General features: G+C 36.2%; 12 protein-coding genes. All 12 read right to left on the bottom strand.

The features are described from left to right. Positions 1 to 61: 61 nt before the first annotated feature. Positions 62 to 517 carry an OsmC family protein gene (locus RB619_RS05320; protein WP_308095068.1) on the bottom strand — a complete coding sequence of 152 codons (456 nt, stop codon included), beginning with the start codon at positions 515 to 517 and terminating at the stop codon, positions 62 to 64. 223 nt (positions 518 to 740) lie between these two features. Next, positions 741 to 1,925, bottom strand: a complete 1,185-nt coding sequence (locus RB619_RS05315; protein ID WP_308095066.1) for an aldose epimerase family protein — start codon at positions 1,923 to 1,925, stop codon at positions 741 to 743. A gap of 107 nt (positions 1,926 to 2,032) precedes the next feature. Then, entirely contained in the window at positions 2,033 to 3,541 is a 1,509-nt protein-coding gene (gene araA, locus RB619_RS05310; protein ID WP_308095064.1) for an L-arabinose isomerase, read from the bottom strand. 195 nt (positions 3,542 to 3,736) lie between these two features. Then, positions 3,737 to 4,438 (bottom strand): L-ribulose-5-phosphate 4-epimerase, encoded by a 702-nt coding sequence (locus tag RB619_RS05305; protein WP_308095063.1) that lies wholly within the window; start codon positions 4,436 to 4,438, stop codon positions 3,737 to 3,739. After that, entirely contained in the window at positions 4,422 to 6,113 is a 1,692-nt protein-coding gene (locus RB619_RS05300; RefSeq protein WP_308095061.1) for a ribulokinase, read from the bottom strand. The genes RB619_RS05305 and RB619_RS05300 overlap by 17 nt, the downstream gene beginning before the upstream one ends. Positions 6,114 to 6,280: 167 nt before the next feature. Then, the gene (locus RB619_RS05295) at positions 6,281 to 8,266 is read right to left on the bottom strand and encodes an alpha-L-arabinofuranosidase C-terminal domain-containing protein (protein WP_308095059.1); all 1,986 of its coding nucleotides are present in this window, start codon (positions 8,264 to 8,266) and stop codon (positions 6,281 to 6,283) included. Between the two features lie 162 nt (positions 8,267 to 8,428). Continuing rightward, a complete protein-coding gene (locus RB619_RS05290; RefSeq protein ID WP_308095057.1) occupies positions 8,429 to 10,414 on the bottom strand; it encodes a glycoside hydrolase family 127 protein in 1,986 nt (661 codons plus the stop codon). A gap of 14 nt (positions 10,415 to 10,428) precedes the next feature. Further along, complete coding sequence (locus RB619_RS05285) at positions 10,429 to 11,409, bottom strand: arabinan endo-1,5-alpha-L-arabinosidase (RefSeq protein ID WP_308095055.1); 981 nt, start codon at positions 11,407 to 11,409, stop codon at positions 10,429 to 10,431. 130 nt (positions 11,410 to 11,539) lie between these two features. Continuing rightward, complete coding sequence (locus RB619_RS05280; RefSeq protein ID WP_308095053.1) at positions 11,540 to 12,484, bottom strand: glycoside hydrolase family 43 protein; 945 nt, start codon at positions 12,482 to 12,484, stop codon at positions 11,540 to 11,542. A gap of 175 nt (positions 12,485 to 12,659) precedes the next feature. Then, entirely contained in the window at positions 12,660 to 14,285 is a 1,626-nt protein-coding gene (locus RB619_RS05275; RefSeq protein ID WP_308095051.1) for an arabinan endo-1,5-alpha-L-arabinosidase, read from the bottom strand. 12 nt (positions 14,286 to 14,297) lie between these two features. Continuing rightward, entirely contained in the window at positions 14,298 to 15,845 is a 1,548-nt protein-coding gene (locus RB619_RS05270; protein ID WP_308095049.1) for an alpha-L-arabinofuranosidase C-terminal domain-containing protein, read from the bottom strand. Between the two features lie 145 nt (positions 15,846 to 15,990). After that, positions 15,991 to 17,553 carry a RagB/SusD family nutrient uptake outer membrane protein gene (locus RB619_RS05265; protein WP_308095048.1) on the bottom strand — a complete coding sequence of 521 codons (1,563 nt, stop codon included), beginning with the start codon at positions 17,551 to 17,553 and terminating at the stop codon, positions 15,991 to 15,993. Positions 17,554 to 17,574 lie beyond the last annotated feature (21 nt).

Below are 17,574 nucleotides of genomic sequence, written 5' to 3'. Positions count from 1 at the left end.
AAGAAAACATAACGATGCGATTAGTCCCGCTTTATTAAATGTACTTATATAATTTATATGTTCAAACTTCACAACTCGCCTCATGCAAAACAGGAAAATTGCACGAGTTGGCAATAAAACACAATTGATTTGCTTTAAAATGTAAATCCAAAGCCAATTCAATTTGGTTTTGATTTGAGATTTTTACTTTCGGAAATAATTTTACCTCAACAAAACGCCCGCTTCCATCTGGAGAAACTTCGAGTGTTGCCTCAGCGTTGTCTGAATATTCTAGAACTTCTATTCCGTTTTGAGAACAGACATATAAATAAGACATCATATGGCACGAAACTAAACTACTCAACAATAAATCTTCTGGATTATATAATGTTGGATCGCCTTTGAAAGCTTTTGCGGCTGAAACGTCTAAAACTGATTTTCCTTCAATTTTTATTTGATGGGTTTTACTGGAAATTCTTGAAACTAATTCTTCTTTTTTTGAAGTCCAATTTAGCGCTGCTTTGAATAGATGTTTCATTTTGCCTTTTTATTGCTAAGTTAAGTTTTTTATGTTGCAGATCAATTAATCTCGCAAAGTCGCAGAGTCGCAAAAAAAATAAAAACTTTGCGTCTTCGCGACTTTGCGAGATTCAAAAAAACTTGCTTTATTAAACTGCAGATTACAAATAAAAAAAAACTCGAAAGCTTAATACTTTCGAGGTTTTTCAGAGAATTAGAACTAACTAAACAAATTCTAAAGATTATTTTTGAACAGAAAACTTAAAAGTAGTTTTAGTTTTATAATTTTCTCCCGGGTTTAAAACCGTTGTTGGGAAATTTTTCTGGTTTGGAGAATCTGGATAATGTTCAGTTTCTAAACAAAGTCCGGTTCTGTGAGCGTATGTTTTTCCGTCGCGCGTTGGCAAAGTTCCATCAAGGAAATTTCCAGAGTAGAACTGAATTCCAGGTTCGTCTGTTGTCATTTCCATAACTCTTCCGCTCGCTGCGTGATATACTTTTGCAATGATTGTTTTTCCTTTTACAGGATTGTTCAATACCCAGCAGTGATCGTAACCTTTTCCTCTTTCTAATTGCTCGTTTTTAACATTGATGTCTTTTCCAATTAATTTTGGAGTTCTGAAATCAAAAGGCGTTCCAGCAACATCATCTAATTTTCCTGTCGGAATTAAAGTCGCATCTACCGGAACTAATTTATCTGCATTTAAAGTCAATTCATGATCTAAGATTGTTTTTGTAAAATCTCCAGATAAATTGAAATAGGAATGTTGCGTCAAATTAACAACTGTTTTTTTGTCTGTAGTTGCTTCATATAAAACCTCTAACTGATTGTCATTTGTTAAAGTATAAGTCACGAAAACTTTCAAAGTTCCTGGATAACCTTCTTCCATATCTTTACTTACATAAGATAATTTCAGAGAAGCGTTTTCACCAGATTTAACCTCATCTGCTTTCCAAACAACGTTGAAATATCCTTGTGGCCCGCCGTGCAAAGCATTTGGCGCGTTGTTTATTGCCAATTGATAGTCTTTTCCATCTAATGAAAATTTACCTTTTGCAATTCGGTTTCCGTATCTTCCAATCAAAGCTCCGAAGAAAGGATTTTCTTTTTCATATTGTGCCAAAGAATTAAATCCAATAACAACATTTTCAGAAACTCCTTCTTTATTTGGTACTTTCAAATCTGTAATTCTTCCACCAAAAGTAATGATGTCAACTTCCATCCCATTTTGGTTTTTCAGTTTATAACTTTCGACTTTTTCGCCTTTTGCAGTAGTTCCGTATTCTGATTTTTCGATTGTAACTAAAGCTTTTTCATCGGCAGCAACTTTTTCTGTATCTGCTTTTTTATCGCTTTTACATTGAACTGAAACTGCAGCCAAACTCAAAAGGCTTAATCCGAAAACACAACGTTTTAATACATTCATAAATGGTTATTTTTTAGTTAGTAAAGTCTTAAAGTCAAAAGTCATAAAGTCTTTTCTTCAAAGTAACTAAAACTTTCGGACTTTATGACTTTCGACTTTTGACTATTTTAAAGTCCGTGTTGAAACAAATGATAATACGCTTCGTTGGCATTGATTTTATCTTTGAAATCTCTTACTGTCGTTTTCTCGTCGATTACTAATAACTCAATTCCAGCGATATCAGCGAAATCTTCCATATATTCTGTTGTAAGCGACTGGCTGTAAACCGTGTGATGCGCTCCTCCAGCAAGAATCCAAGCTGTTGCTGCGATATCAAGGTTTGGTTTACAATCCCATAAAACTCTTGCAACTGGTAATTTTGGTAATTCTGCCATTGGTTTAACTGCCTCAACTTCGTTTACAATTAAACGGAAACGAGTTCCCATATCAACCAAAGAAACATTGATTGCATCTCCAGCTGGCGAATTAAATACCAAACGAGCTGGATCTTCTTTTCCACCAATTCCTAAGGGATGCACTTCGCAAGAAGGTTTTCCATCTGCAATTGATGGACAAATTTCTAACATGTGAGATCCTAAAACATAAGATTTTTGCGGCGTGAAATGGTACGTATAATCTTCCATGAAAGAAGTTCCACCTTCCAAACCAATGTTCATTACTTTTAAAGCTCTTACCATTGCAGCGGTTTTCCAGTCTCCTTCTCCACCAAAACCATAACCATCAGCCATTAATCTTTGTGTTGCGATTCCTGGTAATTGTTTCCAAACTCCAAGGTTTTCAAATGTATCTGTAAAAGCGCCGAAACCTCCTTCTTCAAGGAAAGCTCTTAAACCTAATTCAATTTTTGCCGCTTCCGCTAAAGAACTTCTTTGCGCGCCACCTTCTTTTAAAGAATCAGTTAAAGTATAAGAAGACTCGTAAACCGCTAATAAATCAGCTAATTGTTTATCGGTTACTTTCTCAATATGTTTTGTAACATCTGAAGAATCGAATCCGTTTACTGAAACTCCAAAACGAATTTGAGCCTCAACTTTATCGCCTTCTGTAACAGCAACTTCACGCATATTGTCTCCAATACGAGCTACTTTTAAATTTTGAAGTTCATCCCATCCAAGAACAACTCTTGACCAGATTCCTAATTTTTTCTGAACTCTTTCGTCTTCCCAATGTCCCACAACAACTTTACGTTTTTTACGCATTCTTGACATAATGAAACCAAATTCACGATCTCCGTGAGCCGATTGATTCAAGTTCATGAAATCCATGTCGATAGATCCCCACGGAATTTCAGCATTGTATTGTGTATGTAAATGACATAATGGTTTTTTCAAAATACTCAAACCGCCAATCCACATTTTTGCTGGTGAAAAAGTGTGCATCCAAGCAATAATTCCGATACAGTTTTTCTCTGAATTCGCAGCCAAACAAACATCTAAAATTTGCGAAGGCGATTTTACCACATCTTTATAAACCACTTTTACGGGTATTGAAGATGAAGCATCTAATCCCTTTGCAATTATCTGAGAATGTTCTGCTACTTTTCTAAGTGTTTCTTCACCGTATAATTCTTGGCTTCCTACTACAAACCATACTTCTTTTTGAGATATATCAATCATGTTTTTTATTTTGTTTCAAGTTTTCTTTGTTTCAAGTTTGCTTCGCCTGTTCGAGCAGAGCTCTCGAGTCAAGTTGTTGAAATGCTGAAAATCTTTGTTATCTATCTTTTTGTTATTTTAGTTTCAGGCTTCAAGTTTCAGGTTTTACGCTCCAACAACTTGAAACAAAAAAACCTGAAACTTGAAACAAAATTTCTATTGTCCGTAATACGAATCTTTTCCGTGTTTACGGTTGTAATGTTTCTTTATTAATGAATCTTTTAATCTTGGAGCATGTGGATTTATTTGTAAAGTCAGGTACGCCATTTCTGCCACAACTTCCAAAACTTTACTGTTGTAAACCGCTTTTGCAGCATTTTTTCCCCAAGCAAATGGACCGTGATTTCCAATTAAAACCATTTCTACTTCTTCATATGAAAGATTTTTTTCCTTGAAACAATCCAAAATCTGGATTCCGGTATTGTGTTCGTAGTTTCCTTCAATTAAATGATCTGCCATCGGGGGTGCACACGGAATATCGGCTGTTAAATGATCTGCATGTGTTGTTCCGAAAATTGGAATATCTCTTTGCGATTGTGCCCATGCAACTGAATATGTTGCGTGAGTGTGCGCAACACCACCAATATTTGGCCAGTTTTTATATAGATAAGCATGCGTTTTTGTGTCAGATGATGGACGCATAGTTCCTTCAATAACATTATTATCAAAATCGACAATAACGATATCTTCCGGTTTTAAATCTTCGTAAGGAACACCGCTTGGTTTAATGGCAAAAACACCATTTTTTCTATCAACGGCACTCACATTTCCGAATGTATAAACAACCAAATTCAATGCATTTAATTGCATATTGGCTTCATAACATTCTTGTTTTAAATCTTTATACTGAGAACTCATTTTGAGATATTTTAATGGTTGGATCTGCAAAAACACTTAATTGTTCGTAAGCGATAAGCAGTTTGTTATACGCCGCAACTTTATCTAATTGAGGGAAATATTCTCCGTCGAAATCACTTCCAATTTTTTGACTTGCTTCGATTACGTTTGGATAAATTCCTGCTGCAACGGCTGCATAAATTGCTGCTCCTAAAGCTGGTGTTTGGTCTGAAGCTGCAATTTTTATTGGCTTGTTTAAAACATTCGCCAATGTCTGCATGATAAAAGGAGATTTACGAGCAACACCGCCAATTCCGATAACGCTGTCAATTTTTACACCTTCTTCTTCAAAACGATCTACAATTTTCTTCGCTCCAAAACAGATTGCGTTTACCAAAGCTTTGAAAATATGAGGTGCTTTTGTTCCTAATGAAAGATTCGAAATAGCACTTTTTACTTCTTGGTTTGCATCTGGAGTTCTACGTCCGTTGATCCAGTCTAAAGCAATTGGAAGACTTTCTGAAACTGGAATTTTCTCTGCTTCTTTTGTCAATTCCACAATTAATTTATCACTGAATTCTTCTCTTAATTGTTCTTTTTGAGCATCATTTAAAACAGATGAAGAACCTAATAAATGTTCCGTCGGCCACATTAATAATTCTTTGTACCAAGCCAATAAATCTCCAAAAGCAGATTGTCCTGCTTCTAAACCAATAAAACCTGGTATTACAGAACCATCAACTTGTCCGCAGATTCCTCGAACGGTTTTTGTTCCCACTTCATCATACGAACCCACTAGAATATCACAAGTTGAAGTTCCCATAACACGAACTAAAGTGTTTTCTCCAATTTTTGCTCCTACAGCACCAGAATGTGCGTCAAAAGTTCCAACAGCTACAACTGTATCTGTAGAAAGTCCTAAACGGTCTGCCCATTCTTTGCTTAAATTTCCTGCTGCTAAATCGGAGGTATAGGTTTCATCATATAAATTACCGCGAAGCTGCGCTAAATACGGATGTAATTTTTCTAAGAATTCAACTGGAGGAAGTCCGTTCCAGTCTGTGTGCCACATCGCTTTATGACCAGCAGCGCAACGGCTTCTTTTAAATGTTTTTAAGTCTTTGTCTTCAATTAACAAATACGTCATTAAATCGCAGTGTTCCATCCACGTATGTGCAGCATTTCGAACCGCTTCGTCTTGTCTTGCAATGTGAAGAATTTTTGCCCAAAACCATTCTGATGAATAAATACCTCCAACATATTTTGTAACGTCTTCTCCGCCCCAGCTTACTGCCAGTTCGTTGATTTGGTTTGCTTCATTAATAGAAGTATGATCTTTCCATAAAACCATCATCGCATTTGGGTTTTCTTCAAAACCTTTTGTCAATGCTAATGGTGTTCCTTCTTTTGTAACCGGAACTGGAGAAGATCCAGTAGTGTCAATACAAATTCCGCGAACTAATTGTGGATCAACTTTGCTTTCTTTTATAACAGTTTGAATCGTAATTTCCAGACCTTCAATATGATCCAAAGGATGCTGACGAAATTGATTTATAGATGCGTCACAATATTGTTTGTTTTTCCATCTTTTGTAATGAGAAACATTCGATGCTAATTCCTGCCCATTTTCAGTATCGATAAGCACCGCTCGAACAGAATCTGTTCCGTAGTCCAATCCTATAACGTAATTTTTCATTCGAAATTCATTTTTAATAATGACAAATATAATTATAATTCATTTATAAGTGTACAATAAACACTTAATAAAAACTGAGCTTTGAATTTTTACAAATAATGCATCAAAACAAGCAATTATGACGAAAACAGAAAATAAATGTTGGTTTAACATTTATTCTGTTGCGATTATTTCATCTTAATTTTCAAAACTGTAACTGAATAAGCAGGGAAATCATATTGAACTTTACTTCCGCTTACTTTAAATTCGCTTTCTTTCGGACTAATTTTAGTTGGAGCTTCAAAAGAATTTTCGTCGTTTATTCCGTCTCCTTTTAAAACTATTGCCGTTCCTTTTGAATCTAATTTTGCACCTTTTAAATCAATTGAAACATTTTGAGAAGCAGCATTTGCGTTAACAATTTTCAAAATCACTTCTTTAGAATTCACATCTTTTACTGCCGATGCAAACAAATCATTTTGGCCTGTAACTGCTTTTCCATCTTTTGTAATGTTGATTAAATCGGTTCCTTTATTATTAGAAAATAATTTCTGAACATAATAATTTGGCGTTCCGTATGACTGTAAATTATTGAACCAAATCATGTCTGGTGTCCATTGCCAGCCTTCAACGTGAGCCAATAATGGCGCATAAGAAGTCAATTGAACAACCTCAGCATTTCTTTCCATTCCGGTCATGAAAGCCGCTTCAGAGAACGCACATTCCCAGTTGTTTTTGTTTTCTGGACTTGCAATGGCAACACTTTGCGCTGCATATTCTCCTGCAAAAATCTTTGGTCCCTTACGGTCATAATTGTCGTAACGCGTTACATTTTTACGAAACCAAGCTGGATCTTTATAATAATGTTCGTCAACAATTTCAGCGTTTAATTTTTTAAGTTCTTTCATGCCGTAATCGTAAAAATCGCCGTCAGGGAAAGGTCCTGTTCCAGATACGATTGTGATGTTTGGATATTTAGCTTTAATGGCTTTTTGAAACACTTTGAAACGCTCAATATAATCTGGTCCCCATTGCTCATTTCCAACTCCGATGAATTTTAAGTTGAATGGTTTTGGATGTCCCATATCGGTTCTAAGTTTTCCCCAAACGGTTTCTGATCCGCCATTTGCGAATTCAATTAAATCTAACGCATCTTGAACATAAGGATCGATTTGGTCCATTGGAACTAATTCTCCTGTGTTGAATTGGCAAGCCATTCCACAGCTTAAAATTGGAAGCGGAGAAGCGCCAATATCTTCTGAAAGCTGAAAATATTCAAAGAAACCTAGACCAAAACTCTGGAAATAATCTGGAGCTGGGCGGTGTGAAAATTCCATGTTCCAACGGTTTACTGCTGTTTCTCTGTCTTCAACATTTCCTACCGATTTTTTCCATTGGTAACGCTCTGCCAAAGTTCTTCCTTCAACAATACACCCCCCAGGAAAACGCAAAAATCCTGGTTTCAAATCGTATAATAATTGTACTAAATCTTTACGAAGTCCGTTTTTTCTTCCTGCCCAAGTATCTTCTGGAAACAATGAAATATTGTCTAAATCAATTACACCATTTCCTTCAAAAGTGATTTTTAATTTTGCTTTGGCTTCTGTTGCTGAAGATGTTAATTGAGCCGAATAATTGGACCAATCATTTGATGTCGGAACAACCGAAGTTTCCCCTAAAACTTTATTATTTTTGTCAATAAATTGGAATTTAATTTTAGAAATATTCCCTGAAATTTTTGAAGCTTTTAAAGTCAGATTGTATTTCAAATCTTTCTTGATTCCCATCCCTCTGAATCCTTCATTAATTAATTGATAACCATTTGCATCATTAATTGTAACACGGCAATAATTATGATTTGTTCCTTTTTGAGAATACTGAATCACATTTGCAATTCCTGATTCAGTGTTTAATTTATGACGGTCGCTTTTTGGCTGATTCCATCCCATTAAAGGAAACTGGAATTCGAAAGATCTGTTTTTGATCATTTCAGCATACAAACCGCCATCTGCAGCAAAATTGATATCTTCAAAAAACACTCCGTACATTGTAGGTTGAATTTTAGTTACTGTTTTTGCAACATCAACTTGAAGATTATTTTTTTGTGCCGATGCATAAACGCCGCTCAGCAATAAACCGCAAAGGGTAATTTTTGTAATTAAATTGGACTTCATTTTTTATTTATTTAAATGTGTTTTATGGCGCGCGGATGACGCGGATAAAACGGGTTTTTATTTTTTCTCCTGCAAGGTTTCCAAAACCTTGTAGGTCTATTTTTTAAACTTTATGAACTTTTAATACCTACAAGGTTTTGGAAACCTTGCAGGAATAGGGTCCTAATTCTTATAATCCAACCAAACTTTCATTTTTCCTACGCCACGATTTGACCATGAATAATATGGAATAGCTTTGAATTTTGAATTCTCAATCACGTTCACGCCATTCAATAAATTCGCTTCTTTTTTTACTTTGAAATTATCTCCAGAAGCAACATTGATTTGATCAAAATTGTTTTTGTTGTCGATTTCTTCAACTGCATAAACTATCGGACCGTATTCTAAAGAAACTTTGTTTTTGTTGGTTTCCACTTTTGAATTGGTTTGAACTTCCTGAACTTCCATTGGAAAATTAAGCGCGATTTTATCTCCTTTTTTCCAAGTTCTTGTCACATTGTAATAACCATTTTCTGGTTGCATTGCTACAGCTTCACCATTTACAGTAATAGTAGTTTTTTGAGTCGAAGCTTTTTTATAAGTGTATAAATCCCCCGGCAGAACCTCATTTCTAGCCCAGCCCGGAACGCGAAGTTTAATAGTAAATTGGCTTTCTTTTTTTGGATTAACTGCGATTGCCACTTTTCCGTTCCAAGGATATCCTGTCTGTTGCGAAATCTGTAAATCTGTTTTTCCTAATTTGAAAGAAGCACTGTTTGAGGCATATAAATTTACAAATAATTCATTATTGGTTTTTGAATAAATCAACCCCGGAATTGACGGAATAAAACGAATCAAATTCGTAGGGCAACAAGAACAGTCAAACCAAGCCTGACGCGTGCAAGAACCTCTGTTTGATTTATAAACGCCATCGGCTTCAAGCGCATTTGGGTAGAAAAATTCTTTTCCTGTCAATGAAATTCCCGAAATTAATCCGTTGTACATCGTTCTTTCGATCACATCAAAATATTCTGATTTTCCGTATAAATTATGTAATCTGTGATTCCAGTAGACGTCGCCAATTGCGGCGCAGGTTTCATTATAAGCTGTTAGATTTGGAAGCTCATAATTTGTTCCAAAAGCTTCACCGTCGTGTCTTGATCCAATGCCACCTGTGATGTACATTTTTTTGTTCACCATATTATTCCATAAATTATTTACGGCATTTTCATATGATTTGTCTTTTGTCATTGCAGCAATATCTGTCATTCCTGCGTACATATATACAGCACGAACAGCGTGACCCACTACTTCATTTTGCTGAATTACTGGCATATGATCCTGAGCATATTCGCCGTATAATTTATGATTGTTTGGATTGCCACGATTGTCTAAAAAGTATTTGGCTAATTTCAAATAATCTTCTTTTCCAGTAATTTGATATAATTTGATCAAACCCGTTTCTATAATCTGATGTCCCGGAACTCCTTTTACCTGTCCCGGACCATCGCCAAACGTTTTCACAAACAAATCGGCATTTTTGATGGCGATATCAAGGAAATTTCTTTTTCCAGTCGCTTCATAATGCACAACTGCGGCTTCAATTAAATGTCCGGCGTTGTAGCATTCGTGGCTAATTTGCAATGATTCCCAACGTTTTCCTTCAATTACTGGAACCCAAGTTGCTGGCGGTTTTGCAGGATTTATTGTTCGCCAAGTTGTTAAATAACCATCTTCTTCCTGACCAATTTTTACAATGGCAATCAAAGAATCTAAAACTTTTTCTAATTTCGGATTTGGAGCAGAAATTAAGGTATTCGATGCGCCTTCAATAATTTTGTAAACATCGGTATCATCAAAAGGCATTTCGCCTCTAACTGTTCCGGTTTTTTGTTTTCCTGCGATTAAGAAATTCTCAAAACGGCCTTCTTCATTACATTTTTGAATGGCATAAGCAATCGTAACTTCTTGCACTCTTTTAATAATTGGCAACCAAAAAGAATCGCTCAGTTTTACATTTTGAATATTAACCGGTTCGATTTGATAACCTGCTTTTAGGACTGAAGTTTTATCACTTGCTTGCACCGCATTATTTTTAGTTTCTTTACAAGAAATAAAAACTAGAAACGAGAGAAAAATGGTAATAATTGGAAAGGTAAATTTTTTCATTTTATTAGTTTATTCTATTTTAAAACGGGCCATAAATTGGCATCCCATTGTATTTCTTTAACGACTAATCTTGGCGTTCCGTTTGACTTTTTTTCGTAGGCGTGGTAAAAAATATAATCCTTACCGTCAAATGTATAAGCGCTGTTATGGCCTACGCCAAAGTAATTTTCATCGCCTTGAACTACGATGCTTCCGCCACCTTCGATTAATAATTTTCCATCTTTATCCACATAAGGACCTGTCACATTTTTAGATCTTCCAACCACCACTTTATACGTGCTTTTTTCTCCGCGACAACACAAATCCCAAGAAAGAAACTGATAATAATAACCGTTTTTCTTAAAGATAAAAGGAGCTTCGAGCGCGCCGTCTCCAGGATCAGAATCAGCTAATTCAAAAGTTCTTTTTCTTTTTGAAATCGTGTGCCATTCCTGTGGCTGAGCAATCGATTTTAAATCGGGATTTAATTTTACCATTTTTAATCCTTCCCAAAAAGAACCGAAAGAAAGCCAAGGCGTATTGTTTTCATCGAAGATTAAATTCGGATCAATGGCATTCCACATATCTCTGTTTGGTTGTGACTGAATTACAATTCCCTGATCGACCCATTTGTAATTTTTATCGTTTGGATCTAAAGTTGTATTGGTCGCAACGCCAATCGCCGAAGTATTTTTGGCGAAAGCCGAAACCGAATAATACAGGTAATAAATGTTGTTATGAAATGAAATATCCGGCGCCCAAATATGATTTTTAAAATCGGTTGCAACGCCATCTGCCCAAACGGGTTTTTCTTTGAAAACCTGAGGCTGTTTGTCCCACTTTTTTAAATCTTTTGAGCTGAAAACACTGATTCCATTTCCGGTGCAATACAAATAATAAGTGTCTTTTTGTTTGATGACAACTGGATCGTGAACTACTATTTCCTGCGCAAATGAAACCAAGCCAATCAAAAAGATCAGAATTGAAATTGCATATTTTATATTTTTGTAAACCATATAAGTGATATAAGTAAATTTAAGTTTAAACCTTAACTGAAAACTTTATCAGAACATATAAGCAGTTCCTAAATCCAAACTGAAAACTGCGACTGTGACTGATCACTAAAAACTGAACACTGATTACTAACTATTGAATTCCCTCAGATGTCATTACAACTCGTTTCATTGTTCCGTCTTTATTGTAAAATAATTTGTCTACACAAACTGATCTTCTAAAACTTCCTCCGTGTGGAATTGAAGCTCCGTTGTGATAGATAAAATAAGACTGTCCTTTAAAATCAATTATCGACTGATGATTTGTGTTGCTGTTTCCTGCCAATTCATTTAAAATTCCTTTGAATTCCCACGGACCATTTATTGATTTGCTCATGGCGTAAGCGATTTTCTCGGGAAATTCATAAGCGTATGATAAATAATACCAATCTTTGTGTTTGTGAATCCATGGTGCTTCTGTAAAATGCGGTAATTCAATATGCTGAATTGGTCCGTCAAGTTCCGTCATATTCTCTTTTAATTTTGCATAATGACAAGAGGTATTTCCCCAAAACAAATAAGCTTGTCCATCAGTATCGATATAAACCGTTGGATCGATATCATCCCAGCTTATATCGGTAAATTTGGTCATATCATTTGTAATTAAGGCTTTTCCTAAAGCATCTTTAAAAGGTCCGATCGGACTATCGGAAACTGCAACTCCAATTGCTTTTCCGTGAACTGAACCATGTTCAACCGTTACAAACCAATAAAATTTTCCGTTTCTTTCAATTACCTGCGAAGCCCACGCATCACTTTTTGCCCATTTAAAATCCGTCACTTTTAAAGGCACTGGATGCGATTCCCATTTTTTCATATCTGAAGAAGAATACACAACCCATTCATTCATCTTATAAAAATTAAAATCATTTGGCGCTTCATCGTGGCCGGCATATAAATACACTTTGTCTTTGTAAACTAATGCTGCAGGATCACCAGTATATTGATCCTTGATAATTGGATTATTGAATTTTACCGATTGTGCCGTTCCTGCTAGCGATAAAAGCAAAATGGAAAGGCTTGTAAATAGATTCTTCATTATCGTTTTGTTTTTTTGCCACTCCCGATAGCTATCGGGATGCACAAATTTTCTCGAATTATAATTTGTGGAAATTTGTGCAATTCCTGGCTTATTTTTTCTCTCGCAGATTGAGCAGATTTTTATTTTAGAATTTTCAAAATTGTAATTTTCTATTTTTCTATTTTTCTATTTTCTAATTAATCTTTTTACCCCAAACAGGCAATCCGGCAGCGGTGTATCCAGAATAACTCAAGGTTACTTTTCTGGTTGTTAATTCCCAATCCCACGAATCAGAAACGTTGCATTTTACTCCGTTTACCGTTAAGATTTTTTTAGTGCTGTCGTATGACCATGTTCCCGTTGCATCACCGCTTACTTTTTTATCGGCAGTTAGGTAAATTGTTCCTGATTTCTGCATCGTTTTGTATTGGTAATTCATCGTAATTTGTTCCCAAGTTCCTACGAAATTTGCATCAGTAATTGTAGTTGCGGGAACTCCTGCGTAACGTTCTGCTTCAACAACCGGCCAGCCATCTTCTGTCCATTGAATGGCGCGAACATGTCCCATCATTACTGCGTTTGAAACTGCAATTCCTGCAACACCTTCAGGCAAACGCGCCTGAGAAGCATAATACCATTGTTTTGTATCTGGATTTTGAAAAACAGCGCAATGCGCAAATCCAACCCAGCCTGTGTGATTTTTAAATTGATACGGATGTGTTACCATTGGATAACATTCAGCGCCAGTTGTAATACTGCTTCCGCTGATCGTTAAATACGGGCCTAAAATGCTTTTTGAACGTGCTACACGAGTATTGTACGCAACTGACAATTCATCATAAGCCAAAAACAAATAATAATATTGTGTGTCTGGATTGTAGATAATTTCTGGACCTTCGAGAGCTTGCCAACGATTTGTACTTACGTTTCCACGGCCTGCAATTCGTACTCCGTAATCATCAATTGTTTTTAATTTAGCTGGTTTTCCTGTTGCTGGATCCAGTTTTAAAGCTGCGATTCCAGAATGCCAAGAACCGTAAATTAAATACTGATCGCCTTCGGGAGTCTGGATAAAACTCGGGTCGATGGCGTTGAATTTAAAATAAGCATCCCAATCGTTTCCACCATTTCGAACGTAACTTTTTACGCCGTCTGGTTCAGAGCAAACAACCATTCCTTTGTCAATCCAATTATTTGAAGCCAAATCATCGGTTTCGGCCAAGCCAATAAAAGCGCGTTCTGACCAAGAAGTATTCGTATCAGTTCCTGTAATTGGATTTGTAACGACAATGCTGTAATACATTCTGAATTTGTTTCCAACTTTTCGAACGCAAGGCGCCCAATATCCATAACTCGGATTTGTGATTGGAGGAAGTGCCGGATTCATTCTTGCTCTTTTGTTGTTCAAAGAATCTTTTACCCAAGCCGGAGCTGTAGTCATCGAAGATCCGATGAATTCCCAATTGATTAAATCTTTTGATCTTCTGTAGAAAAAATGTCCGTTGCCTTCATGCGCATTTCCATAAGAAGCATCCGTTTGGTACATATAATAATATTCCCCAGATTTTTCCACAGATGGATCGTGCACGTTGGCCAAATTCCATTGCGATCTGCTTCCCCAACTTGAAATTGAAGTATAATTATCTGCATAAGTTGGCCCCGGAAAAGCTGGCGTAACCACTGGCGGATCAACCACTACCGGCGGATCTGGAGTTACAGGTGTATCAGGACTGTCGCTCGAACAGCCAAACACCAATAACGCACCTAAAAACAATCCGATATACGGCACTATTTTTAGAATGGAATTTGATTTTTTCATCTTTATATTTTTTTATTTTCCTTCTAAAACAACAACTGAGAAAGGAGGAATTGTGATTTCAAGTTTTCCTTTTTTGTTTTCGAAACCTTTAAAAACTGTTGGAACAATTTTGTTTGGTGTATCGAATGAATTGTAATCTTGTAATTTAGCCGATGTTAAAACTATTCCTGTGAAATTTTTAACACCAAGTTCATTTACATAAATTTCTATTTTGTTTTTGTTTTTAGCATCAACGTTTACTAAAGAAATATGAACTGCTCCATTTTTATCTTTTGAAGCCGCTGCTGAAACTGCAGGAAGTGTTTCTCCGTTAAAAGTATAATTTGGAGAAGTAAAACTTACCGGCAATAATTTAGCATCTTGATGAACGCTGTACATTTTCATTACGTGATACGTTGGCGTAGTAATCATTTTTGCTTTATCTGTTAAGATTACAGCTTGCAAAACATTTACACATTGAGCCAAGTTTGCCATTTTAACTCTGTCTGCATGGTTATTGAAAATATTAAGTGTTGCTCCAGCTAAAACTGCATCACGCATTGTATTTTGCTGATATAAAAATCCAGGATTTGTTCCTTTTTCCACTTCGTACCAGCCGCCCCATTCATCAACCATCATGGCCACTTTTTTCTGAGGATCGTATTTGTCCATTATAGCAGAATGCTTTGTTACAAGCTCTTCCATTTTTAAAGCCGATTTCATTGTTTTGAAATAACCTTCTTCTGTAAAATCTCGGTCATCACCTTTTTTAGCCCATTCGATTACAGCATAATGATGCACTCCAACACCGCCTAACATATTCAGTGGAATATTTTTCATTAAAACTTCTGTCCAATTATAATCGGCACTGTTTGAACCTGACGCGATGCGTGTCAATCCGCCAGTATTTTCCCAATCCGACATGAATGTTGCAAATTTTCTGTATTCGCCAGCGTAATATTCTGCTGTCATATTTCCTCCGCATCCCCAAGCTTCATTACCAACTCCCCAGAATTTAACTTTCCAAGGTTCTTTTCTTCCATTTTTTTGACGCAAATCACTCATCGGACTTTTGCCTCCAAAATTCGTGTACTGAACCCAGTCTGCTAATTCCTGAACAGTTCCGCTTCCAACATTTCCTGACAAATACGGTTCAGCTCCTAGAAGTTCGCACATGTTAAGGAAATCATGAGTTCCAAAACTGTTGTCTTCTGTTACACCGCCCCACCATTTGTTTACAATTGTTGGTCGTTGTTCTTTTGGTCCAATTCCGTCTTTCCAATGATATGTGTCGGCAAAACAACCGCCCGGCCATCTTAAATTCGGAATTTTCAAATCTTTTAAAGCAGCAATAATGTCATTTCTTACTCCATTTGTGTTTGGTATTTTTGAAGTATCTCCAACAAAAAATCCGCCGTAAATACAGCGTCCTAAGTGTTCTGCAAAATGTCCGTAAATGTTTTTGTTGATTACTGGCGCATCAGCATTATTTTTTATGGTAACAACTGTGGTTTGATTTTGGGCAAAACTAACCTGATTACAAAGGGTAATAAGAAAGGTAATTAAAAGTGCTTTTTTCATAATGTTTTTATGTTATAATATCATGTGAAGATTTTGAAGCCTCCACATGATATTAAGTATAACTAATTCAAATAATATTTAGTCGCAGTTTTCAGTCTCGGTCTCAGTGGAGACTGTGACTGGAAACTGAAAACTGAAAACTTTTTTAATAACTGTCATTTTGTTTCGTTCCTGGATTGTTATCCATTTCTAATTGCGGAATTGGGAAAAATTCTCTTCCTGCTGCATATGAATTGAATTCTACATCTCTTGTTTTTAACCAAGCTAGTTTTGTAGCATCCTGAAGCCATCCCCAACGACGAATATCATCAAAACGGTGACCTTCAAGAGGGAATTCTAAGAATCTTTCGTGACCAATTTGATCTCTCATCTGCGCTTGATTCATTCCTGGTTTTGCTGTTGCTAAATCTGGCAAGTTAACTCTGTTTCTTACCATTTGAATGTAAGTGTAAGCTCCAGGAGTATCTCCAGTTTCGTTTAAAGTTTCAGCATACATTAATAAAATATCAGCATATCTCAACAAACGCTCATTGATTCCTGAACGCCAATCATACTCATCAGCAAATTGACCATCTGAGTTTTGGTATTTTCTGCAGAAGATATCATTTAAATCGGCTGGACTTGTTGCGTAAAAAGTCGCAAAATCTTTACCGTATAATTGCATACCGCCTGGTTTATTGTAAAAAATAGTAGCATCTAAACGCGGATCAACAGCATTTGTTTTTGTTTTTTCCTGCTGATATTCATTAAACAGTGTCCATGTTGGCTGTACGTCTGTCCATCCAAAAGCTCTTGGCGCATAAGTAATAGCGCGGGCAGAAGTTTTCCCCCAACCAGAAGCTGGTGCACCGCCCCATCCTAAATCAACTCCACCTGCATCTCTGCTGAATTGTACTTCAAAAAGAGATTCAGAATTGTTTTCATTAGCAGTAGTAAAGTTGTCACGATAGTTTGAAACTAATGAATAAACTCCTAAATCAATTACTTGTTTAAAAGTCGTTTTTGCGTTTGCAAAATCTTTAGTAAACAAATACGCTTTTCCTAAATATCCTAAAGCAGCTCCTTTTGTAGCACGTCCTTTCTGACCTTTATCGATTCCAGTAACGGCATCATATGATGTTGGCAATAATTCGGCTGCAGCTTTAAAATCAGCAATAACCTGTGCCCAACCTTCCGCTTCTGTTTTTTGTGGTGTGTATAATTTTATTTCTGTTGGAAGAGGTACATTTTTAAACATGTTTACCGCATGAAATAAATACAATCCTCTTAAAAAATATGCTTGTCCTAAAATTCTGTTTTTAAGAGCTGCATCTGTAAATTGTATTTCTGGAACATTTGTCAAAACTTGATTGGCACGATAAATTCCTTGATAATACGTTTCAAAAGCCCAGCCATAAATTGCAGGATCTGTAGGATTTGAATTGAAACGTCCAACGTTATACATTGCTCCCCAAGGGCTGTTGCTTCGTGTATCATCTCCTTTTAAATCTAAAAGCAAAGGTGTACTTCTCATATACGTACCATCAGTAAGCAAACTTCCGTAAGCAGCGTTTACTCCTTCAATAGCATCTTGATCTGTTTTCCAAAATGAACCTGCGGTTTCAACGTTAGGGTCCACTTGAAGCAAGTCTTCATTATCAACACAGCTTGTAGTTACAAGAGCCAGTGAAAAGAAAACTGTTATATAGTTAAATACTTTATATTTCATTTTAATACGTTTTTAATTGGT

This window comes from Flavobacterium sp. LHD-80 (assembly GCF_030929605.1).
In the GTDB taxonomy this organism is placed as follows: Bacteria; Bacteroidota; Bacteroidia; order Flavobacteriales; family Flavobacteriaceae; genus Flavobacterium.
The sequence above is the reverse complement of the archived record's forward strand: the minus strand, read 5'-3'. Positions and strand labels throughout refer to the sequence as shown.

What these genes read in the sequence shown, in the direction of transcription:
- RB619_RS05320 (WP_308095068.1), bottom strand. Translation starts at nt 517, where the DNA reads ATGAAACATCTATTCAAAGCAGCGCTAAATTGGACTTCAAAAAAAGAA.
- RB619_RS05315 (WP_308095066.1), bottom strand. Translation starts at nt 1,925, where the DNA reads ATGAATGTATTAAAACGTTGTGTTTTCGGATTAAGCCTTTTGAGTTTG.
- araA (WP_308095064.1), bottom strand. Translation starts at nt 3,541, where the DNA reads ATGATTGATATATCTCAAAAAGAAGTATGGTTTGTAGTAGGAAGCCAA.
- RB619_RS05305 (WP_308095063.1), bottom strand. Translation starts at nt 4,438, where the DNA reads ATGAGTTCTCAGTATAAAGATTTAAAACAAGAATGTTATGAAGCCAAT.
- RB619_RS05300 (WP_308095061.1), bottom strand. Translation starts at nt 6,113, where the DNA reads ATGAAAAATTACGTTATAGGATTGGACTACGGAACAGATTCTGTTCGA.
- RB619_RS05295 (WP_308095059.1), bottom strand. Translation starts at nt 8,266, where the DNA reads ATGAAGTCCAATTTAATTACAAAAATTACCCTTTGCGGTTTATTGCTG.
- RB619_RS05290 (WP_308095057.1), bottom strand. Translation starts at nt 10,414, where the DNA reads ATGAAAAAATTTACCTTTCCAATTATTACCATTTTTCTCTCGTTTCTA.
- RB619_RS05285 (WP_308095055.1), bottom strand. Translation starts at nt 11,409, where the DNA reads ATGGTTTACAAAAATATAAAATATGCAATTTCAATTCTGATCTTTTTG.
- RB619_RS05280 (WP_308095053.1), bottom strand. Translation starts at nt 12,484, where the DNA reads ATGAAGAATCTATTTACAAGCCTTTCCATTTTGCTTTTATCGCTAGCA.
- RB619_RS05275 (WP_308095051.1), bottom strand. Translation starts at nt 14,285, where the DNA reads ATGAAAAAATCAAATTCCATTCTAAAAATAGTGCCGTATATCGGATTG.
- RB619_RS05270 (WP_308095049.1), bottom strand. Translation starts at nt 15,845, where the DNA reads ATGAAAAAAGCACTTTTAATTACCTTTCTTATTACCCTTTGTAATCAG.
- RB619_RS05265 (WP_308095048.1), bottom strand. Translation starts at nt 17,553, where the DNA reads ATGAAATATAAAGTATTTAACTATATAACAGTTTTCTTTTCACTGGCT.